Source organism: Thermoanaerobacterium sp. RBIITD (assembly GCF_900205865.1).
Classification (GTDB): Bacteria; Bacillota; Thermoanaerobacteria; order Thermoanaerobacterales; family Thermoanaerobacteraceae; genus Thermoanaerobacterium.
The window spans coordinates 377719-399713 of sequence record NZ_LT906662.1 but is presented as its reverse complement, the minus strand read 5'-3'; the positions used below and the strand labels follow the sequence as shown (position 1 = coordinate 399713).

The following is a 21995-nucleotide window of genomic DNA, read 5'->3' as shown; positions in this document are numbered from 1 at the left end:
ATGTTAGGTTAATTAAAATAAGATTATAGGTGATAATTATGAATCAATCTTATCATATACTTCAAATCCCATATTTTTATCCTCAAAACGAAAAGCCTTTATGGGGGATTTTTTTTAAAGAACAATTCAATGCCCTGAGTAGAGAAAATATTAAAGTAGGAATTATTTATCCCGAAAATAGAAGTATTAGGGAGCTAAACTTAAAAAAATTAAAAGATAATCATTTTCAGATAAAACTATATGATGAGGATGGTGTATATATATATAGAAAACATGGATGGAATATAATACCACATAAATTTACGTTAGGGATATATATTTGGATAAATGAAGCAGTTAAACTTGGAATTAAATATATAAAAAAATTTGGAAAACCTGATATTATACATGCTCATAATGCATGTTATGCAGGATATGCAGCGAAGATACTTTCGGATAAATTTTATATTCCATATGTTATTACAGAACATTCATCAGGGCATTTTTTGAATAATATAAAATTAATTGATAAATTATTTTTAAGAGGAATATATAATAATTCAAAAATAAATATAACCGTAAGTAATGAGCTAAAAAAATTATTATGTCAAAAATACAGTTTAAGTAGTGATAAATTTATGGTCATACCTAATATGGTAGATACAGATTTTTTTACTGTTAAGCCGAAAATTATTGATGATAATTTTTTTTCATTTTTGACTATTTGCAATCTTGTTCCTATTAAAAATGTAGATATATTAATAAAAGCATTTTATAAAGCTTTCAAGGATAATAAAAATGTCATGCTGAAGATAGGTGGGATTGGAAGTGAATATGAAAAATTAAAAAAAATAGTTATAGAAAACAATATTGAAGACAAAGTAAAGTTTTTGGGTATATTGACACGAGAAAAGGTAAAAGAAGAAATGCAAAAATCTAATGTTTTTGTACTAGCTAGTAAATATGAAACTTTTGGTGTAGTGTTAATCGAAGCACTAGCTACGGGAACTCCAGTTATTGCTACAAAATGTGGTGGGCCTAATGATATTGTTAAGGATGGAGTTGGAGTGTTGGTTAAGCCTAATGATATAAATGAATTGATAAAAGCATTAAAGTATATATACAAAAATTATCAAACTTATGATTCATATAAGATAAGAAATTATTGTTATAATAATTTCGGCCAAAAAATCACAATAAAAACAGTAATTGATTTATATAGTAAAGCAATTGATAGTAGATAATATTTATAAAAATAGTATATTAAAGAGTATTAGATTTTAAGGAGAATTTATCATATGAGTAAAAAAATAGATATAGATTTAATAAATTTATACTTATTGTATTTGTTCACTTTTTTAATAATTTTTGTAGTAAAAAAAATATTAATAGGATATAGTACTTATATATATGTATATAGTGGTGTAATAATAGGTTTATGGTATATAATTTCATTTAGACATTATAATTTTACGGTGATTAAAAAAAATTTTAAGCACATAGATTTCATGTTAATTCTTTTAATATTAACATATTGTATATATATAATTATAGATACAATATATATAAAACCAACAGCAATGATTTATACTTTAACAAAAGTTATTCCTTTAATTGTAATAATTCCATTAATAATACAATATAAATTGGATTACAAAAAAATAATTATTATAAATACTTTTATATCTAGAATATTATATATAAGTATGATTTTGGCTTTTATAATGTATTTTTTTGGATATAGTAATATTTATATTTCTAGAACAGGTATAAAATTTGCAACTCTTAATCAAACAGCTGTATTTGCTGATAAGAGCTTACAATGGCTATTTTGGCATAAAAGTAGATTTGCTACTTTTTGCTTTTTAGCTTTGATTTATTTATTTAATATAAGTAACATAAGAATTTTAGATAAAGCATTATTACTGATAATAATTGAATCAAATTTATATTTTTCAAATTCCCATACATTTCTTGCACTATCTTTTGTATATATTATATATTTTTTATTTAAAAAGTTTAAAAATATAAACAAATATTTAAAAGTATCTTTATTTATTATTTCTTTAATTATTATTTTAGTTATTTTTATTAAATTAATTATTCCATTGATAACCAATGGTAGAAATGTTGGAAGTTTAGGTAATAGAACTTTTATATGGAGATATTCAATTGAATTAATAAAACAAAATCCATTTGGTAATATAATATTAAATAGAAATAGTGGATTTATTTTGCAAAATAGGTTATATATAAATAGTGCTCATAATATTTTTTTAAATGAATTTATAGAAAGTGGCTTTTTGGGAGGAATTTTATATTTTTTAATAGTAATATTATTATTAAAAAGAATTTTATCTAATGATAAAAGAATTTTTTTTGGTGTTTTATTAATATTATTAGGTGGCTGCTTTGACATAATATTATTTGAAGCAATGAATCCAATATTTTGGTATACAATTGCTATTTTTTATAGTTATAATAATTATCAAAAATATAATTGGATAGGAAGAAAAATTGAAAATGTGCCAATTAGTAACAGCTATTATAACCTCATATAACAGTAATGAAAATTTTTTAAAACAAGCAATAGAAAGTGTTGTAAATCAAACATATAGTAATTTAGAGGTTATACTTGTTGATGATGGTTCTACAAACAATGTAGCAAAAAAAATAGCTAAGTTATATCCCAATATTAAATATATATATCAATCAAATAGAGGACTTGCGAGTGCCAGGAATACAGGAATAAATAATTCAAAAGGAGAATTGATTTGTTTTTTAGATGATGATGACATATGGGAAAAGGATAAAGTATCAAGGCAGGTTAATTTTTTTAATGCAGTAATAAAAAATGATAGTAGCCTAGGACTTATATTTACTTATCAAAAAAATATAGATGAAAAAAATAATTTTATAGGAACAGTTGAAAAGAATGCGGATGGTTTTGTTTTTGATAAAATACTTTTTGGTAATATTATAGGTGCCCCATCATCAGTAATGATCAAAAGAGAAGTTTTTGAATATGTAGGCCTTTTTAATGAAGAATTTCGATATGCTGAGGATATAGAATTATGGTATAGAATTACAAGGAAATATAATATATATTCGTTGAATGAATATTTGCTATATTATAGAGTACGAAAAAATAGTCTATCAAAAAATTTAAAAATGATGAATAAATTTTGTGAAAAAGCATTTTTAGATACAATACAAAGAGAAAATGATTATCCTCTAATTAAAAAAAATAGAGAAAAAATAATAAGTAATTATTATATGTGTATTGAAATGACACGTAATTTTGCTTTTAACAATGCTTCATTAAGTAGAAATAGTTATATGAAAGCATTAAAGTATAATCCATTAGGAATATTTAAAATAAAATATTTACTTAAATTTTTGTTTTCATTTTTAGGAGATAATTTATTAATTTATTATAATAATATAAAACATTCGGTTTAATATCCATTTAATATTTTTAATATAAATAAAATATGAAATGAGGTAAGATATGTCAGATAGAAGTTATATTAGTGGTTTTATAAAAAACATTAAAAGTAATTATATAAGAATGATTGTTGGAGCAATAATTTCATTTGCATCATCAATTGTTTATGCAAGAGGATTAGGGGTAGAATTATATGGTGTTTACTCATTTATTATGTGGTTTATTGCTATAATGTCTAATATATTAGGTATGGGGTTATCAGGAACGGTTACAAAATTTCTTCCTCAATATTATTTTAATAATGATATAGATGAATCAAAAATATTAATAATTAATTTTATAAAGAAGATTTATACAATAGTGGGAATAATATGTATTTTATTAATCTTTACTATTCCGATATGGGAAAATTATTTAAAAATAAATTATAATAATATATATTTTATATTATTAATGTCTATTATTTGTATTATACCTACTACACTTAATGGAATATATTCTAATGCAATTCAAGCATTACAAAGATTCGATATATTTGCAAAAGCAAGTATTAAAACTCAGATAATTATATTTATAGGTTCTTGTATAGTAATAGTAATAAATAAAAATGTATTATTAATAATATTTATTGTTTTACTAACTACTTTATTTCAAAATTTTATTTACTACAGAGAATTAAAAAAAATATTGGGAATAGAAAGTTTATTTAAAATTAGAAATGCAAAATTAAAAGATAAAAGTAGTATAATAAAATATTCGTTTTATATGTATATAAACATCATATGGCAGCAAATCGTATGGACAAGATCAGAATACTTTTTCTTAGGAATATATACTGGGCAAAAAGGACTTGCTGTGTATGGGCTTGCTTATAGTCTTGTAAATATGATAAATTTGATATTTTCACCCATTATGAATGTTCTTAATAATTATTTCTCTGAAATTGTATCAAAAAACAATAAAGAATTATTAAATAAGATATTATACACTGTAACTAAATATTTTATTGTTTTATTAATTTTAATATTGTGTTATGGTAAGTTATATAGTAAAGATATTATTTCATTTATATATTCTGATAGGTATTCAGGGGTTATAGATGTATTTCTTATACTACTTACGGGTTTAGTGATAAATCAAATTCTGAATGTATGTGGTGCATTACCTTTTTATTATGAAAAACAAAGGTTTATTGTTGTATTAGGTATTTTATCAGGAATAATTAATATAGTTTTTGATATTTTATTAATCCCGAAGTATGGAGTAATTGGCGCAGCGTTAGCAAATACATTTTCTCAAAGTATATTTTCAATAAATCAATTTGTTTATATAAAGTTTGTAATAAAGATAACATTTCCTCTAAAAGAATTATTATTGGTTATTATTGTAAATTTAGTTTCATACTTTATTATTAATATATTCTATAGCTATACAACTTTAAAAATTATATTTGGAATGTTATTTATTCCTATTATTATAATAATATTAGAAAAACTAAAAATAATTAAATATAAGCAATTAAAACAATTATAAATAGAAAGTTGGTGAATGAATGAAAAAGATACTATTATATCCATGGGGAGATTATTATTTAAACAATAAAATTTTTTATGATAAGAATTTTTATAATTTATGTACTGTTGAGAAGAATCCGATTTTACTTTTAAAAGAAGAACTTAAGTCATTAAATTATGATTTGATTACTATAGATAATGGGAACTTAGATGAAGCTGAATATATAATATTTTTCGAAGTTCCATCAAAAAATAATACATATTACAGAGAGTGTATAAAAAAGAAATTATATCATAAAATGATATTATTTTTATGGGAGCCACCTGTTGTAAATCCTAAAAATTATGATAAGATCATACATGAAAATTTTACTTATATATTTACTTGGCGTGATGATCTAGTAGATAATAAGAAATATTTTAAGTTTTATTATCCTCAACCAAGTTCGGTTCCTGAAATAGTAAATGTACAATTTGAAAAGAAAAAGTTTTGTACTTTAATTGCAGGTAATAAAATATCCAAGGTGAAAGGTGAATTATATTCTGAAAGAATTAAGGCGATAGAATATTTTGAAAAAAATAATATTAAGAGTTTTGATTTGTTTGGAAGGGGATGGAACAAACCTCGAAATAGGAAGGAAAAAATATTTCCTTTTCTAGTTCGGAATTTTAAAAGTTATTCAGGTGAAACAAATAATAAATTATATACTCTATCTCAATATAAATTTTGCATTTGTTATGAGAACCAATCAAATGTTCAAGGATATGTGACAGAGAAAATATTCGATTGTTTTTTTGCAGGATGTATACCGGTTTATTTAGGAGCAGAAAACATAAATGACTATATACCAGAAAATTGTTTTATAGATAAGAGATATTTTGATTCATATACTGATCTATATAATTACTTGACTTCAATAGGTAAAAAGGATTATATAGAATATCAAAATAATATTAAAAATTATTTGGAGGGTAGTAATTTTAAATTTTTTACAGATGAATATTTTGCTAAAAATATAACAGAGACGATAAAAAATCTTAAATAGAATTTTGGAGGTAATATGGTAATTGTAAAAATATTAGGTGGTCTAGGAAATCAGATGTTTCAATATGCTTTTTATGAATCCTTAAAGAGTAAGAATAAACATGTAAAATTAGATATAAATGATTTTAAAAATTATAACCTTCATAATGGATATGAACTTGATAAAATCTTTGATGTTGATAAAAATTATTGTACAGCTGCTGAAGCTGAAAAATTAAAGGATTGTAGTAGTAATATTATCTCAAGAATTAGAAGAAAAATAATTGGAAAAAAGAAAACATATTATATTGAAAAAGTAGGTTATTATGATCCTGATGTTTTTAAAAAAGATAATATTTATTTTGATGGGTATTGGCAAAGTGAAAGATATTTTATAGATATTAAAGAAATTATAAGAAGTAAATTTCAATTCAAAAAAAATCTAGATGGAAAAAATATAAAAATTTTACAAAAGATAATATCTAGTGACTCTGTAAGTATTCATATTCGAAGGGGGGATTATGTCTCAAATCCCGAGGCAGCAAAAAAACATGGAAATATTTGTAATATCAAGTATTATGAACACGCTTTTGAAATTATTTATTCTAATATTTCAAAACCTAGTTTTTTTGTTTTCTCAGATGACATTAATTGGGTAAAGGAAAATTTAAGAATAGATAATGCTTTTTATATTGATTGGAATAAAAGGAAAGAAAGCTATAAAGATATGTATCTTATGAGTCGTTGTAAACACAATATAATTGCAAACAGTACGTTTAGTTGGTGGGGGGCATGGCTTAATAAAAATAAAAATAAAATCGTAATAGCACCTAATAGATGGTTTAGTAAAAAAGACTTGAATAATAATGATATTATACCTAATTCGTGGCTAAAAATTTAATATATATATAAAGATAATTTTATATAGACATAACATTATACAAGCTACAAAGACAAGCGATATAATATCAAGTATTATTTTTTGGAACCTTGACAAATAAAGGCCTCAAAAACTATAAAAAAGGCAACACTTAATAAACCTACCATGAATTGGATAATAATGGAAGGAAATTTAGTAATCTTCAGTTGAATGTATTTGCTAAATCTATCCATTACCTCCCGGTTGGTAGATTTGGCCTTTACTCAGCATGGCAAAGACCAGTCTTACAAGCTTACGTGCCGTTAAAACGAGGGCTCTCTTATGCTGGTGTTTTGTAACCTCATTGTACTTCTTGCAGTAGAAATCAGCATACTCTTTTGCGTGTATCCTTACGCAATTAGCTGCTTCTACAAGATAGTACCTTAAATACTGGTTACCACACTTAGCTAAAGAGGTATCTTCAGCACTAAAGTTGCCAGATTGATATTTATTCCACACGAGGCCTGCAAATTTAGCTACAGCACATTCATTTTTAAACCGCTTAACATCGCCAATCTCAGCTACAAGGCCTGCGGCTAGTACATTACCGAAACCTGGAATAGTAGTCAGAGTTTGGCGAAAGCCATTAAGCTGTTTAGAGATTTCTTTGTCAAGTTTTTTAAGCTGTGACTCAAGAAATCTGATATTTTCAAGAGTCATGGTCAAAGTCATGCTAACAGTATCGCACATGTCAGGATTAAGACGATATGCCCTATTAGCAGCAGACTTAAGTGTCTTAGCAATTTCTTCGGGATTTTTCAATCTATTGTTGCCATGACTCAAGACAAAATCCACAAGTTCCTCCACAGGCATAACAGCGATCTCATCAGGAGTAAAAGAATCAAAAACAGAAGTAGATGCTGAGCCAAAGACGTCGCTAAAAGGACAATCTTCCTTGAATGAAGAGAACTTGAGATAAAGGAGGTTCAAAGCTCTGCTCTTTTCACTGGATATAGTTTGTACCAGATGGTATCTAAAACGAGTAAGGCGCTGTAGCGCAGCATACCTAAAGTCAGGCATAGGAGTAGGGTTTACCCTACCGAATCTGACACAATCAGCAATGATTCTGGCATCAAAATCGTCAGTTTTAGGCAAATAGGTATAAGCCTTTTTAAAACCCTTGACGACACCTGGATTCATAACAAAGAATTTAGGGTTAAAAGGTGCCAGGTCAGGAGAAGAAGCCAGGTGAAGATGGAGGTGCCATGCATAATGAGAAGTGGCTTCCATACCAATTTTGACACAGGAAGCATTAATAGCGTTAGCATGAGAAATCACCTCAGAGATGATAGAATCAGCACCTGGGATATCATTAGAAACCGAAAAAGGTTTCTTAATGAGGTTATTGCCATCTTGATCAATAAAGAAAACAGAATTAGATTGACTGCTAACGTCTATACCGACGAATAAAGTACTGGGCACGTAAATTCCTCCTTTCATTAAAAAATTGAGAACCAGTACCAGGTTAATCCCTGACAGATTACCGAGAAACAGCCTCGCGATATCAGAACTATATCAATACCCATAGGATACACCGTATGGATGCTGAAACATACGGAAGAGTATGATATGGACAGCAAGCGAGTCAGAACTAAACGAGTAATCCCAGGGGTGCAGTCTTAGGCGAGAAGTACCCTAAAGTAGGGTCTTCAGGAGGTTTTCAGAGCGACCCTGAAACCAAATCCTAAAAATAGTTTAACAGAGACAACCTGAAGAAGAAAGAGAGAATTCGTGTACTACAAATGCAAAATGCAGCAATCCAGCATACATCGCATGGAAGATTATATGTTTGGCCGATGTGTAGTCAAGCCTAAAATGAACTCACTGCGTTCGGGCTTGACAACCCATCTTCCCAAACATAGATAATAGCTAAGCGATGTATACATAATATCAAGTGGCACTTGATGGATTTAATTATGACGAATTTAGTAAAACAATATTTAATTATCAACGGGTCATGATCTTACTATCACAACCAGGGATGAAAATGGCTTAAGTACTTGTATAATTTCAACTATGTGCTAAATTCAAAGTAGGACAGGAACAAAGTTTGGTCGAACATCGGAGGAATAGTACCCCGTTTTTCAACGTAAACTGATTGCCTTCGAGCACAACCAATTGTGGACCTATAGGCAGCACGAGTAGTAAAGTTCATATAATCTCGGGCAATCATTCCTGTCAAAATATTTAAAGGAGTTGATTTATATACAAGACATTTTGAATGCTGCTGCAGACTTGATATCCACAAAGAATCCGTAGTTGCATGTCTTCTCAAAGGACCGATTAACAAGCAACCCACCTCTGAAATCAGAATATTTTCAACACTGCTTTCAGACCTTGATTCTCTAAAAGCATGGCTTGTTGAAGAAAGCTGCATGCATATGGCTATGGAAAGTACAGGTATATATTGGGTGTCTGTCTATGAAACTCTTGAAACAGCATTTGATGGACGTATGTTTCTAATTGTTGCCAATGCAAGGCATATGAAGAACGTACCCGGCAAGAAGACTGATATGAAAGATGCGGAATGGATTGCTACTCTTCTAAGAGCTGGTCTTCTCAACAGAAGTTTTATTCCGAAAAAAGATATCCGAGAGGTCAGGGACCTCACAAGATATCGTATAAGCGTTATATCAGATATAACTTCACAAAAGAATCGTATTGAGAAGTTTTTACAAAGCTGTGGTTTCAGGCTTTCATCTTTCATATCAGATATATTTGGTGCTTCTGGCAGTGCAATAATAAAGCATCTTTACACTCACGGCAGCATTACTATCAAGGATCTTGATAGTTGTCTTAAAACCAAAACCCGCAGAAGGATAAATGAAATAATGCAGGCTATAAATGGCAGACTGGACAAACACCAGATGCAGTTTCTTAAAATGATGTTTAGTCATCTCGAGAATCTTAAAGCCCATCTTTCAGAGGTAGAGAGCCAGATTAATTCATTTATTCAAAAGTATGACCATCAAATAGAGCTAATAGATGGTATACCAGGTATAGATAAAATAGCTGCACCTACAATACTTGCAGAAATCGGCACTAATAAGAGTAAATTCAAAACTGCTGAACATATTTGTTCCTGGGCTGGGTTAAGTCCAGGTAACAATGAAAGCGCAGGTAAAAAAAACGAGCAAACATCAATAAAGGTAACCCATATATAAAATGCATCCTTTGTGAAGTGGCCTGGATAATAAGGCCAGAGGAAATCATATTTGTGCGCATGGTATTGGAAGATGAAACAGCGTAAAGGTGCTAAAAAAGCAATTGTAGCTTTTGCCAGGAAACTGCTTGTAATCATCTATACTATACTTAAAACAGATACCAAGTATAACGAAAACTGTTTTGAATCACGCAGGCTTCAAACCGAGAAAAAACGAGTTGTAAGAATGGTTTATGAACTTCAAAAACTCGGTTTTGAGGTAAAGCAGCCCGCATAAATGGGATATTTTCATTACACTGGATATGTATGAGGTAAGTATAGACGATTATACTCGCATAGGGTAGTATTAGCCTTTTTTAGGGCTAGTATATAAAGTTGCCAACGTGCGAGCCTTCGCAAGTACCTTTGAGGTCTTGGAAGAAATTATCCCATTTTCGTAGTAATGTTTAAAGTTCAAAACATCTACCTTCAAGTGGATAAGCTTTTCGCCTATAATAGGAAGGACTTGAGTCTAACTAGCAAGCTCAGTCGCCTCCGGCTCCTGAAATAGGACCTACGGGCGTAATTAACAAACTGTAACAAATATAAATCATGCTGTAATTTATTTAAAGAGGTGAATTTATATGAATATTTCAGTAGCAGGCACAGGTTATGTAGGTTTGGTTACTGCAGTATGCCTTGCAGAAATAGGGCATAATGTAACTTGTGTTGACATTGATAAGAAAAAAATTAATATAATGAAGTCTGGAAAGTCACCAATATTTGAGCCGGGTCTTGAAGAATTAATGATTAAAAATAGTAAGAGATTAACTTATACGACTGATTATAAGGAAGCTTATAAAGATGCAGATGTTATTTTTATAGCTGTTGGTACTCCTGAAAAAAAAGATGGTTCGGCAAATTTGAAATATGTATATGAGGTTACAAAACAAATAGCTGAATCTGTAGAAAAGAATTGTGTAGTTGCTGTAAAATCAACTGTACCTGTTGGAACAAATGATAAAATTGAAAGAATCTTAAAAGAAAACTTAAAACACAATGTTTATGTAGAAGTTGCATCAAACCCTGAATTTTTATCACAGGGGACAGCTGTTAGAGATACATTAAAAGCAAATCGTATAGTACTAGGAGTTGAAACAAAATATGCCGAAGAACTATTGAGAAAAGTATACGATGGTTTTGGACTTCCATACGTAATAACAGATAGAAGAAGCGCTGAAATGATAAAATATGCATCAAACGATTTTCTTGCTTTAAAAATTTCGTATATAAATGAAATAGCAAACCTATGTGAGATTGTCGGTGCAAATATAGAAAATGTTGCAAAAGGTATGGGAATGGATCCCCGCATAGGAGATAAGTTTTTAAGAGCTGGCATCGGTTATGGTGGTTCATGCTTTCCAAAAGATACAAAGGCACTAAATTGGTTGGCAAATTTTAACGATTATGAGTTAAAAACTATTAAAGCTGCAATCGAAGTGAATGAAAGCCAAAAGATAAAACTCATTAAAAAGGCAAGAAAATATTATGATAATTTTAGTGGTTTAAATGTCGCAGTTCTCGGGCTTACATTCAAACCAGGTACAGATGATTTAAGGGAAGCACCGTCACTGCAGAATATACCAATACTTCTAGAAGATGGAGCTAATATTAAAGCATGGGATCCTGTCGGCATTGAAAATTATAAAAAGATATATCCTAAAGAGATAAAGTATTGCAATACAATAGAGGAAACACTTAAAGATGCTGATATTTGCTTTATATTTACTGAATGGTCAGAAATTAAAAACTTTAATATATCGCTATTCTCAAAGTTAATGAAAAATCCTTTAGTTATTGATGGAAGAAATTGTTATGATTTAGAGAAGGTAAAGACGGCTGGAATCATATACGAGTCAATAGGAAGAAGTACAATTAATGGATTAATTTCAAGCAACGATAATGCAACTTATGATGATGAGGCCGCAGCTTCAATAAGTAAATAAGTAGTTTAATACATAAAAGTCGTTAAATTATATGGATAAACTTATATTAAGAAAAAGATAAAAATAGTCAAAGCTAAAAGATTTACGTAAATTTATTTATGGGGGGTGGGATTATGTGGTATAAAAAATGGAGTATTATACTTGATATTAGTGCATTGGTTTTAGCTTTTATAATTGCTTTATATCTTAGATTTAATTTCAATATGAATATAATGTCAAAAAGATGGTATTTAAGCACATTTATTATCTTATTAACGATAGATTTTTTAATTTTATACTTTAAAGGATTATATGATAATAAGCATTGGCCTTTATTTAATCAGATAGGAATAATAATTGATGGAATGGTTTATTCAGTATTTATATATCTATTTATATCATATTTTATTAAAATGACGTATTTTTCAAGATTAACACTTATATACATATTTATTATTGGGTTACTGCTACAAATAATATTCAAATCAATTTTACTATATTTACAAAAACAGAGATATAAAAGAGGCTTAGATTTAAGTAATGCATTGATACTGGGGAATTATTCAAATGAATCAAGTGAAATAATTAATAAGCTTATGTCGCATGAATTTGGGATAAACGTAGTGGGTATTTTATCTGATGATGATATAAATTATGATGATTTAAATAAATTAGGAGATATTAAAAATTTTAATATTGTTATTGATAAATATAAAATCGATACAATATTTATAGTATCAAAAATTGATAAAACAGAAGAAATAATAAATATGTGCCTTAGCAAGTACATAAGCGTTTATTCAATTAATAACAGTATAAATCTTTCAAACTATCCGATGGAAATAGAGGTAATTGATGATATGCCTATTTTAAAATTAAAGGATGTATTTATTGGCGGATTCGAAGGACATGTAAAGAGACTTTTGGATTTTACGCTGTCATTTATTGCGTTAATTATTTTATCGCCTTTATTAATTATAATAGCACTATTAATAAAAATTGATTCTCCAGGTCCTGTATTTTTTGTTCAAAATAGAATAGGATTAAATGGAAAATTATTTAAAGCATATAAATTTAGGACAATGGTTATAAATGCCGAAAAAATTTTATTAAAATGGTTAGAGGAAAATCCGCAGATAAGAGATGAGTATTTAATAAATCATAAACTTAAAGATGATCCGAGGATAACAAGAGTAGGAAAATTTTTAAGGAAAACAAGTCTTGACGAATTACCACAATTGTTTAATGTACTAAAAGGTGATATGAGCTTGGTAGGACCGAGGCCTTATCTTGTGAGAGAATTAGACGAGATACGTCATTATGCAAAATTCTTATGGAGAGTTCCACCTGGAATTACTGGTTTATGGCAAATAAGTGGACGAAGTGAAGTAGATTTTGAAGGACGATTAAAAATGGATATGCAATACATATCAAATTGGAATATTTGGCTTGATCTTAATATACTTTTTAAAACTATACCAGCAGTACTTAAAAAAGACGGTGCTTATTGACTAATGTAATAAACATAATAATAAGAAACCATAATATAGTACTATATAATAATCCATTAAGTAAACTAGAATAAAATTTTTTACTCAGCATAAAATCACCCATTATATTTATGATTTACCTCCTGGTAATATCTTATTCAATAAGATTTAAATTGATATTTGAATTGAATATGGAATCGACGAAATATTTAGACGATTAATATGTTATATAAGCCATACTTTAAATAAAAATAATGAAAAGGGGAATTTCAACATGTATAGAAAAAATAATACTACAGTTTTTAATGAATCATTTAATGATGATACAAAAAATCAGGTTTGGAAAAAAGGATTTCCAATACCTGGTGAAGACCCAGATATATATAGACGTGATTGCTGCGGAGCTATAATAAGGAAAGCTTCGTATGGAACGCATGGTGATTATGGCTGGGAAATAGACCATATAATACCTGTGTCAAAAGGAGGAACGGACGATTTAAGTAATCTTCAACCGTTACATTGGGAAAATAATGAATACAAGAGCGATAACTATCCCAACTGGTCCTGTAAAAGAAGAAGTTAATAATTAATTTTTTATTAAAGTATGGCTTTTTTTGTAGTAGAAATTTATAAGATATTAGATAAGATACTAGTTTAGAAATATGAATTTGTCTTATAGTTTGATAAAGAAGGTGGTGCACATATGATAACAGGTGTAATCATGGCAGGGGGAAAGGGCGAAAGGTTTTGGCCCAAAAGCAGGATAAAGATGCCAAAGCAGTTTTTAAAGCTATATGGTGATAAAACCATGATTCAGCAGACGGTAGATAGGCTAAAGAGACTTATGCCAATTGAAAATATTTTTGTTGTTACAAACATAGATTATGCAGGTTTGATTAGCGACCAGATACCAGAGCTTCCGACAGAAAATATATTGATAGAGCCTATGGGAAAAAATACAGCAGCTTGCATAGGTCTTGCAGCCATACATACAGAAAGGCTTGATAGAGATTCTATCATGGTAGTAGTGCCATCAGATCACGTAATAAAAGATGAAGAAACTTATTTAGGAGTGTTGAAAGCAGCAATAGAAAAAGCAAAAGCAGGCAACAATCTTGTCACAATAGGCATAAAGCCGCTGCATCCGGAGACAGGATACGGATATATAAACTTTAAGAAGATTACAAATGAGATATTTCATAACAATCCTGTACACAAAGTAGAAAGATTCGTAGAAAAGCCAGATCATGATACAGCAGTGAAATATGTAGAAAGCGGAGACTATTTATGGAATAGCGGCATGTTCATCTGGAAGACATCTACAATACTAAATGTGATAAAAGAAAATATGCCACAATTATACAGTGCATTAAATGTTATAAAGGAAAACTTTGATTCAGATGAGATAGAGAAAATCTTATACGAGGAATATTCAAAACTTGAAAGCATATCGATAGATTACGGCATAATGGAAAAGGCCAAGAATGTATATGTAGTGCCAGGAGACTTTGGTTGGGACGATGTAGGAAGCTGGACATCAATAGAAAGATTATACGAAAAAGATGAGAATGGCAACGTCATAAAAGGCAATGTCGTAAGCGTAGACACAAAGAAATGCATCATAACAGGAAGCGATAAACTCATCGCAACACTCGGCATAGAAGATGTAATAATCGTAGACACAGAAGACGCACTTTTAATATGTTCAAAAGATAAAGCGCAAAATGTGAAAGAAGTATTGAAGGAATTGAAAAAGAAGAAGGCGGAGTATTTGTAAAAATATATAATTATTTTTAAAAAGGGATTTTTTGACTAGAAGGGGAGGACATTTATGTACTGCAAGAATTGCGGCTATAAAATGGGAGACAATCTTCATATCTGTCCTTACTGTGGAGCATTAGTGGATAATACATCTAAAGAAGCAAAAACTTCAAATAAAAGATATTGGCTCATTCCTTTTAGTTTTGCCATAATGGTTGCCATAGCGGTAACTTTTTATTTTTTCTATGAAATAGGTGTCAATAAGAAAGTGGAAGAAATACGGGCAAAAGCGGAAGATATGGCTTTACAGGGGAATTTTGATACTGCATTAAATTTTGCTAAAAAGGGTTTGGCTTTGCGCCCTAATCATAAAGTATTACAACAAGACCTGGCTTTAATAAATTTTGGCAAAACGGTATATGAAAAATTAGAAACAGCTAATAAGTATGCTGATGATAAAAAATTTGATTTAGCATTAAAATCCATTTCTGCAGTTGATAAAGACCTTGAAGGTCGAAGTGGTGAGTATTTTGACATGCTTTCTAATCTCAGCAAAAAGTATAAAACACAGGTAGAAGTAAAACAACTGTATGATGATGCCAAAAACAAAAATACAATTGATGAGTTGGCTGATGCATTGTCTAGATTAAGCTATATAGATAGTCCAGATGCAAAGAATATAGATAAATTAATACGTCAGAAAATTGCCAATATGGCTTACTCAAATGCCAATGAGTTGTTAAAGGATAAACAGTTTAATGAAGCATTAAAAGTGATAGAAAAAGCTATGCAATACGATAGTTCAAATGCTAAACTTATTTCATTTAAAAAAACTATAGTAGATCAGAAAACTGCTTTTGAAAACGCAGAAGCACAGAGAATGCAGCAAGCTATGATTTCTGCAGCCAAAGAAGATGCCATGAACAGGACCAATGCAGTCAGCGTATTAAATGTTAAAAATTACATCAATGGTTATGGGGATTTTGTGATAGAAGGAGAAATTAAAAATGTAGCCACAAAACCTATATATGAAGTAGAAATTTATTATGCAATATATGATGCAAATGGAAATACTATTGGAGATGGCAATACATATGTATATCCAGTTTATTTGTCACCATTGCAAAAAGGAAGTTTTTCCAATATACACTATGGGCTTTCAAATGCTGATCATATAAAAATAACTGGGGTAAACTGGTATATTGATTAAAAGGGGCAAACAAGCATGGGAGAGACAAAAAAAGATTCTAAAAATTCTTTAATTATTAATTTACTTATAACAATTCTGATAATAGAAATTGGACTTGTTGCATTTAATTATATTAACAAAGAATTTCATCAACAAGTAATTACAGGTAACTCAAAATTAGGCCAATATAACGCTATAAAAAGTTCACAAACAAAAGATTCAAAACAAACTAGCATTAAGTCTATAATATCTGATAATCAGGAAAAAGTTATGTACATCGAGGTCAACGATGGAGGCGATATGGTAACAGGTTCTGGATTTTTATACGACACTAATGGCGATATCATAACAAATGCTCATGTAGTTAGTGGTGCTTCTACAGTAAAAGTAAAAACATATGATGGAAAGGAATATAACGGTACAGTCATAGGCAAGGGTGAAGATATAGATGTAGCTTTAATAAATGTACCTGGACTGGCAGGAAGAACTCCTGTTAAAATATCATCGAGAAAAGGGGAAGTCGGCGATCCTGTCATTGCCATGGGAAGTCCACTGGGGTTACAGAATACAGTTACGACGGGAATAATAAGCGGTGTTGACAGAGATTTTACAATTGCACCATATGTGTACAAAGGGGTATATCAGATATCAGCTCCTATATCGCCTGGTAGTAGTGGAGGCCCACTATTGGATCAAAATACAGGAGAGGTTCTAGGAGTAAATTCAGCCGGGACTATTGAAGGGGTAATAGGTTTCTCCATACCCATAAATCAAGTATTACCACTTGTGGAGAATTGGGCGAAAAATCCATCAAAACCTCAGACAAATGAATATGCCGTTGATTCTACAGAGCAACTTGATAATGGTCAATCTATTAAAGAAGAAGCCGAAGCTTTAGTTCAGTATTTTTATCAATGCATCAATTCGCAGGATTATGTTACCGCATATTCACTTTTAGGCAGTGATTGGCAAAGCGGAACAACATATCAAGATTTTCGAAATGGCTATCTTAGAACAGAATATGTTAATATTCAAAACATTATATCTAATTACAAAGATAATAATCATGTAGAAGTTACTATAACAATAGAAGCTCAGGAACTCACTGGTCAAGATACTGTTGTGACAAGTCTTTATATGTGTACATACGATATAGGTTATGAAAATGACCAATTGAAAATCTTAAGTGGTAAATTTAGAAAAATTTAAAAAGCAGCATGTTCATATGGAAGACTTAACAATACCAAAGGAATATTAAAAAAGGGCTTTGCCTTATGAGACCAGAACTGGAAATAGTTTGGCAATAAATCAAAAGGCAAAAATGATTTTGTGTTTTTGTATGGCAATGGGATTTTGGAGGGGATGATGTAGGAAGCTGGACATCAATGGAGAGATTGTACGAAAAAGACGACAACGGCAACGTCATAAAAGGCAATGTCGTAAGCATTGATACAAAGAAATGCATCATATCAGGAAGCGATAAACTCATTGCGATTTTAGGCATAGAAGATGTGATTGTCGTTGATACAGAAGACGCACTTTTAATATGCCAAAAGATAAAGCACAAAATGTGAAAGAGGTATTGAAGGAGCTTAGAGAGAGGAAGTCGGAGTATTTGTAAAGATAAGAAAATTTTTTAAAAGAATGTGGATTTTTATGGTAGATAATCTAATAGATTTTTATGAAAATAATCTTAGCATGAAAAAATTAATATTTTCTTATTCAAAGACATATTTTAAATTTTGTTTTATGATATTTCCCATTACAGGAATAATAACTTCAATTTTATTTTTTTTATATAAAAAATTTTTCATCTTAATTATTATGGCTATTATATTGATGATTCCATTATATTTTATTAATTCTCAAATTAAAAAAATATTAAGTAATAGATATAAAATCAATTCGAAAAGTTTTCTGTGGGATATTAATGGATATAATAAAATTAGAATGAATTTATTAATAGATTATTTGACTAAAGAAAACATATTAAAAAATGAAAAAAATTAGAAACTATTAAAAATATCATTTATAAGCAAAGTAATGAAAAGAAATTTAATGGTTTTTTATTACCAGGTATATATTTGACATTAATTATTCCGATTTGGTTAGATTTTCTAAACTGGATATATGAACATACATCTTCATTTACAGAAATAATACTTATTAGTATTTTTTTCTTTTTATTTGTATCAGAGATATTTTTTATAATATATGGATTTAAATTTATAATTTCTGATTTGCTAAATAGAGAAAGCAATAAGTTAGCAGATTTAGCATATCTTTTAGAAAAAATACAGATAAATGTAAAACTTGATAGTTTATATAAATAAAAATTTTTATTATATGCATAAAGATTTTATTTCAAAAAGGAAGAAATATAATTTGTAAGATAAAAAGCCGTAGTAGGAGTATCGTCTTAATTTTTATTTAAATACGTCGAAATATACTTTGAAAAGTAATTTTTTATATTATTCCATCAAGTTTAGATAAAATTGAAAAGAGGGTATATAAAATGGAAAAGGGGAAATTTGCTGATTACGCCATTAGGGAAGGAAATGTTAAATGGAATGATTCAATAAAAAGGCAAAAAGAGTTATACGACAGAGAAGATGAATTAAGAAGTCCATTTTACAGGGATTATAATCACATATTTAATTGCATGGCTTTTAGAAGATTAAAACATAAAACACAAGTGTTTTTTGCTACACATAATGATCATATATGTACTAGAATGGAACATGTAAATCATGTAATGTCTATAAGTTATGATATATCGAGCTATCTTGGATTAAATACCGATTTGACTTTAGCTATTGCTATTGGACATGATATAGGTCACGCTCCATTTGGTCATGCAGGAGAAACAATTTTGAGAAACTTAGCCGAGAAATATTTAGAAGATAATTTTTGGCATGAAAAGAATGGCTTAAGATTTGCAGATAAATATGAAACTTTACAAGATCCGTATGGTAATGAAGAAAACTTAAATTTAACATATGCAGTTAGAGATGGTATAATTTCACATTGTGGTGAGATAAAAGAAAGATCTTTAAAACCTCGAGACAATGTAATTGATTTATATTCTATCACAAAGCCAAATGAATATTCGCCTTTTACTTGGGAAGGATGTGTTGTTAAGATATCAGATAAGATTGCCTTTATTGGGAGAGACATAGAAGATGCTATTATGCTAAAAGTTTTGTCAAAAAGAAATATAATAGAATTATATAAAATTATTGAAAATGACATTAATATAAAAATATCTGATATCAATAATACAGTTATAATTCATAATTTTTTAATAGATTTGTGTAGGCATAGTGATCCTTTAAATGGATTAAGATTTTCTGAAAAATATTTAATTTTAATTGATCATCTAAAAAAATTTTGCTATTCGTATATATAAGAGAACAAGCGACTAAATTTATATAAAGATTTTGCAAAGCTAATTATGCATTCAATCTTTAATGTTTTATTAGATTGTTATAAAGGAAATGATACAATAAATCGTATAACTACATCTTATAACGAAATATATCCGCTATTAACGAAATATTTTATTGAATGGTTAAAAAAGTACTCAAATAATCGTGATAATTCAAAACTAAAAAATGATGTAATATATGATCTAGAAAATAAAAATGATTATATTCAATCGATAATAGATTTTATTTCAGGGATGACTGATAATTTTGCTTTGCGTATTTTTGATGAATTAACTAGTTTTTAAAGTTTATTAAATTATAATCAGATCTAATTTTTAATAAAATTATTCTTTAAAGGTGATTAGTATAAATAAATTAATGGGTTTTTTAGAATTAAACAAATTAGGTATACCGACTGTTCCATTAAAAGAATTTCATCCAGATGTTAATTTAACATATGATGTGTTATGGACAATACGGGTAGCTGTATATGAAGGTGATGATTTAAATTTACCGCGAGCAGTTGGTGTTAATGCCAGGGAAGCATTGAAAAAAGGACGGGAATTATATAATACTTATAAGGATAAAGGTATGATTTTTTATTATCCTTTTTTTATAGCGGAAAAAAGCGGGACATTAGAGATTAGCAATTCAAGAATAATAATTGAGGCAGTACAAGGAGATTTATGGAATCTTGTTACGTATGGCAAAGTAGATGAAACAATAATAATTAGTAATGAGGATAAATATTATTATAAGAATAAAGAATTTTTAACTAATGAAGAGATATTACAAATTATGAAGCATATTGATTTAATAAAATTTAAATATAGAGATTTGCTAGTGGAAGGAAAATCGGTATTATTAGAATGGAGCTTTGCTTATAATACAAACAATGAAAATATACCTTTTGGCAATAAATATCTCGTGTTTTATGAGATAAGAAGTATATAGAAATCTATCAATATGTTTATTTAAGATATAAGTTTTATATTAAATAGGTATATGTGGGGGATAAAATTGATAATTAAAAAGAAAAGAATTAGAAAAATAGACTTTCTAAATTACTTAAATGGGGAAAATATAAGAATAGGCGTCACGCTAGATAATTATAATGTCAAGAAAGCTTATGAAATAGGATTTTCAATTGACCTCAAAAATGGTGAAACGGTATTAACATCAGTAATTGGACCTGTTACAAGAAAAAATGCAGAGGGATATTATATCATACATAAAGATAAAAAGATGGAAACAAAATATCGAACAATTGAATGGCATTGGAAACAATGGTGTGGCCGTGGAAAAACTGAAGATATGATGGATTTTATAGATGTATCTTATAAAAGATATCCTCGAGATTTCATACCACCATATTCAATTGAGTTATCAATTGGCACAAATTCAAAAGGAGATAGTTTGATATTATCACCAATCATTAAATGTGATACTGTTAATTCGTCTGAAATTTTAATTCATGTTATAAATTTATTTCTTGAAATTTTTAATGAATGTACAATATTACATGACGATTTGAGTGATATAAATATAAGTAAAACTGAAAGATTAAACTGGGAAATACTACCTCAAGGAGATTATCCATGGGAGGTAAGATATCTAAAAATAAAACCATTTATCCAGAAAGCAAAAAAAGGTAATCAATCGGTTATTGAAGATAGAATAAAATTTATACATTCTTTTAATCCCGATTACATTGCTATTGGCAGAGCTGGTTTTTCTGGATATATAGTTTTTGAATTTACTGAAAAAAATATATATTTGTTTGAAAGTGTTTATACAGATAATGCTACTTATGTATTTGATAAAAATTGGAAGGATATTTCTATGTTAACTAAAAAAGATATATTAACAAATGAGCTACAAAAAGATAGAATAATTCATAGAGTAGAAACTTGGAAGAAGAGAATAGACAATTTATTAAGGTAAGTTAATGAAAATATTGTAAGACAGTTTGAAGAGCAATATCAGTCTTATAGATACAGGCATAATGTTAAAGCAGGTATACAGAGTTAGCACAAGTTATAGGAAAGTGTTCTACAGATGTTGATGACAAAGTAAAGTTAGACCTTTTTGGAGTAACATAGCTAGACCATTAGGG

General features: G+C 28.7%; 20 protein-coding genes and 1 pseudogene. 20 read left to right on the top strand and 1 reads right to left on the bottom strand.

Translation table 11 applies throughout. The features are described from left to right. Nucleotides 1-38 precede the first annotated feature (38 nt). The 6 genes from CPG45_RS01895 (at nucleotide 39) to CPG45_RS01870 (ending at nucleotide 6866) form a co-directional block, all read left to right on the top strand. A complete protein-coding gene (locus CPG45_RS01895) occupies nucleotides 39-1223 on the top strand; it encodes a glycosyltransferase (RefSeq protein ID WP_096230372.1) in 1185 nt (394 codons plus the stop codon). A 468-nt stretch (nucleotides 1224-1691) separates the two neighbouring features. Then, a complete protein-coding gene (locus tag CPG45_RS01890; RefSeq protein WP_172856455.1) occupies nucleotides 1692-2540 on the top strand; it encodes an O-antigen ligase family protein in 849 nt (282 codons plus the stop codon). After that, a complete protein-coding gene (locus CPG45_RS01885) occupies nucleotides 2503-3441 on the top strand; it encodes a glycosyltransferase family 2 protein (RefSeq protein WP_096230370.1) in 939 nt (312 codons plus the stop codon). The genes CPG45_RS01890 and CPG45_RS01885 overlap by 38 nt, the downstream gene beginning before the upstream one ends. 49 nt (nucleotides 3442-3490) lie before the next feature. Continuing rightward, a complete protein-coding gene (locus tag CPG45_RS01880; RefSeq protein WP_096230369.1) occupies nucleotides 3491-4960 on the top strand; it encodes an oligosaccharide flippase family protein in 1470 nt (489 codons plus the stop codon). A 19-nt stretch (nucleotides 4961-4979) separates the two neighbouring features. Continuing rightward, nucleotides 4980-5987: a glycosyltransferase family 10 domain-containing protein gene (locus tag CPG45_RS01875; protein ID WP_096230368.1), complete on the top strand. Its 1008-nt coding sequence runs from the start codon at nucleotides 4980-4982 to the stop codon at nucleotides 5985-5987. Nucleotides 5988-6002: 15 nt separating this feature from the next. Further along, a complete protein-coding gene (locus tag CPG45_RS01870) occupies nucleotides 6003-6866 on the top strand; it encodes an alpha-1,2-fucosyltransferase (protein WP_096230367.1) in 864 nt (287 codons plus the stop codon). Between the two features lie 204 nt (nucleotides 6867-7070). On the opposite strand, the gene CPG45_RS01865 is transcribed toward CPG45_RS01870, so the two are convergent. Further along, nucleotides 7071-8306 (bottom strand): IS110 family RNA-guided transposase, encoded by a 1236-nt coding sequence (locus CPG45_RS01865; protein ID WP_096230366.1) that lies wholly within the window; start codon nucleotides 8304-8306, stop codon nucleotides 7071-7073. A 746-nt stretch (nucleotides 8307-9052) separates the two neighbouring features. Between CPG45_RS01865 and CPG45_RS01860 the strand changes: the two genes are divergently transcribed. The 14 genes and pseudogenes from CPG45_RS01860 to CPG45_RS01800 all read left to right on the top strand — a co-directional run bounded on the left by CPG45_RS01860 (nucleotide 9053) and on the right by CPG45_RS01800 (nucleotide 21823). Continuing rightward, nucleotides 9053-10048: an IS110 family RNA-guided transposase gene (locus CPG45_RS01860; RefSeq protein ID WP_350354078.1), complete on the top strand. Its 996-nt coding sequence runs from the start codon at nucleotides 9053-9055 to the stop codon at nucleotides 10046-10048. Between the two features lie 51 nt (nucleotides 10049-10099). Then, entirely contained in the window at nucleotides 10100-10324 is a 225-nt protein-coding gene (locus CPG45_RS17835) for a hypothetical protein (protein WP_255405103.1), read from the top strand. Nucleotides 10325-10670: 346 nt separating this feature from the next. Next, nucleotides 10671-12032 carry a UDP-glucose dehydrogenase family protein gene (locus tag CPG45_RS01855; RefSeq protein WP_096230365.1) on the top strand — a complete coding sequence of 454 codons (1362 nt, stop codon included), beginning with the start codon at nucleotides 10671-10673 and terminating at the stop codon, nucleotides 12030-12032. A gap of 113 nt (nucleotides 12033-12145) precedes the next feature. Next, the gene (locus CPG45_RS01850) at nucleotides 12146-13522 is read left to right on the top strand and encodes a sugar transferase (protein WP_172856453.1); all 1377 of its coding nucleotides are present in this window, start codon (nucleotides 12146-12148) and stop codon (nucleotides 13520-13522) included. Nucleotides 13523-13775: 253 nt separating this feature from the next. Beyond that, entirely contained in the window at nucleotides 13776-14084 is a 309-nt protein-coding gene (locus tag CPG45_RS01845; RefSeq protein ID WP_096230364.1) for an HNH endonuclease, read from the top strand. Nucleotides 14085-14204: 120 nt separating this feature from the next. Then, nucleotides 14205-15278, top strand: a complete 1074-nt coding sequence (locus CPG45_RS01840; RefSeq protein WP_096230363.1) for a mannose-1-phosphate guanylyltransferase — start codon at nucleotides 14205-14207, stop codon at nucleotides 15276-15278. 54 nt (nucleotides 15279-15332) lie between these two features. Further along, nucleotides 15333-16472 carry an FxLYD domain-containing protein gene (locus CPG45_RS01835; protein ID WP_096230353.1) on the top strand — a complete coding sequence of 380 codons (1140 nt, stop codon included), beginning with the start codon at nucleotides 15333-15335 and terminating at the stop codon, nucleotides 16470-16472. Between the two features lie 15 nt (nucleotides 16473-16487). Further along, nucleotides 16488-17660 carry a S1C family serine protease gene (locus CPG45_RS01830; RefSeq protein ID WP_096230352.1) on the top strand — a complete coding sequence of 391 codons (1173 nt, stop codon included), beginning with the start codon at nucleotides 16488-16490 and terminating at the stop codon, nucleotides 17658-17660. A gap of 122 nt (nucleotides 17661-17782) precedes the next feature. Next, nucleotides 17783-18072 (top strand): annotated as a pseudogene (locus CPG45_RS01825) (mannose-1-phosphate guanylyltransferase); the annotation flags it as partial. A 463-nt stretch (nucleotides 18073-18535) separates the two neighbouring features. Continuing rightward, on the top strand, nucleotides 18536-18784 hold the full coding sequence (locus CPG45_RS01815) for a hypothetical protein (protein WP_096230361.1): 249 nt from the start codon (nucleotides 18536-18538) through the stop codon (nucleotides 18782-18784). A 182-nt stretch (nucleotides 18785-18966) separates the two neighbouring features. Continuing rightward, on the top strand, nucleotides 18967-19860 hold the full coding sequence (locus tag CPG45_RS01810) for an HD domain-containing protein (RefSeq protein ID WP_197702830.1): 894 nt from the start codon (nucleotides 18967-18969) through the stop codon (nucleotides 19858-19860). A gap of 45 nt (nucleotides 19861-19905) precedes the next feature. Beyond that, nucleotides 19906-20184, top strand: coding sequence for a hypothetical protein (locus CPG45_RS17070; RefSeq protein ID WP_197702829.1), 279 nt, complete (start codon nucleotides 19906-19908; stop codon nucleotides 20182-20184). 73 nt (nucleotides 20185-20257) lie between these two features. Continuing rightward, nucleotides 20258-20833 carry a hypothetical protein gene (locus CPG45_RS01805; RefSeq protein ID WP_096230360.1) on the top strand — a complete coding sequence of 192 codons (576 nt, stop codon included), beginning with the start codon at nucleotides 20258-20260 and terminating at the stop codon, nucleotides 20831-20833. Nucleotides 20834-20899: 66 nt separating this feature from the next. Beyond that, on the top strand, nucleotides 20900-21823 hold the full coding sequence (locus CPG45_RS01800) for a hypothetical protein (RefSeq protein WP_096230359.1): 924 nt from the start codon (nucleotides 20900-20902) through the stop codon (nucleotides 21821-21823). The last annotated feature ends 172 nt before the right edge of the window (nucleotides 21824-21995 follow it).

What these genes read in the sequence shown, in the direction of transcription:
- CPG45_RS01895 (WP_096230372.1), top strand. Translation starts at nt 39, where the DNA reads ATGAATCAATCTTATCATATACTTCAAATCCCATATTTTTATCCTCAA.
- CPG45_RS01885 (WP_096230370.1), top strand. Translation starts at nt 2,503, where the DNA reads ATGTGCCAATTAGTAACAGCTATTATAACCTCATATAACAGTAATGAA.
- CPG45_RS01880 (WP_096230369.1), top strand. Translation starts at nt 3,491, where the DNA reads ATGTCAGATAGAAGTTATATTAGTGGTTTTATAAAAAACATTAAAAGT.
- CPG45_RS01875 (WP_096230368.1), top strand. Translation starts at nt 4,980, where the DNA reads ATGAAAAAGATACTATTATATCCATGGGGAGATTATTATTTAAACAAT.
- CPG45_RS01870 (WP_096230367.1), top strand. Translation starts at nt 6,003, where the DNA reads ATGGTAATTGTAAAAATATTAGGTGGTCTAGGAAATCAGATGTTTCAA.
- CPG45_RS01855 (WP_096230365.1), top strand. Translation starts at nt 10,671, where the DNA reads ATGAATATTTCAGTAGCAGGCACAGGTTATGTAGGTTTGGTTACTGCA.
- CPG45_RS01850 (WP_172856453.1), top strand. Translation starts at nt 12,146, where the DNA reads ATGTGGTATAAAAAATGGAGTATTATACTTGATATTAGTGCATTGGTT.
- CPG45_RS01845 (WP_096230364.1), top strand. Translation starts at nt 13,776, where the DNA reads ATGTATAGAAAAAATAATACTACAGTTTTTAATGAATCATTTAATGAT.
- CPG45_RS01840 (WP_096230363.1), top strand. Translation starts at nt 14,205, where the DNA reads ATGATAACAGGTGTAATCATGGCAGGGGGAAAGGGCGAAAGGTTTTGG.
- CPG45_RS01835 (WP_096230353.1), top strand. Translation starts at nt 15,333, where the DNA reads ATGTACTGCAAGAATTGCGGCTATAAAATGGGAGACAATCTTCATATC.
- CPG45_RS01830 (WP_096230352.1), top strand. Translation starts at nt 16,488, where the DNA reads ATGGGAGAGACAAAAAAAGATTCTAAAAATTCTTTAATTATTAATTTA.
- CPG45_RS01810 (WP_197702830.1), top strand. Translation starts at nt 18,967, where the DNA reads ATGGAAAAGGGGAAATTTGCTGATTACGCCATTAGGGAAGGAAATGTT.
- CPG45_RS17070 (WP_197702829.1), top strand. Translation starts at nt 19,906, where the DNA reads ATGCATTCAATCTTTAATGTTTTATTAGATTGTTATAAAGGAAATGAT.
- CPG45_RS01805 (WP_096230360.1), top strand. Translation starts at nt 20,258, where the DNA reads ATGGGTTTTTTAGAATTAAACAAATTAGGTATACCGACTGTTCCATTA.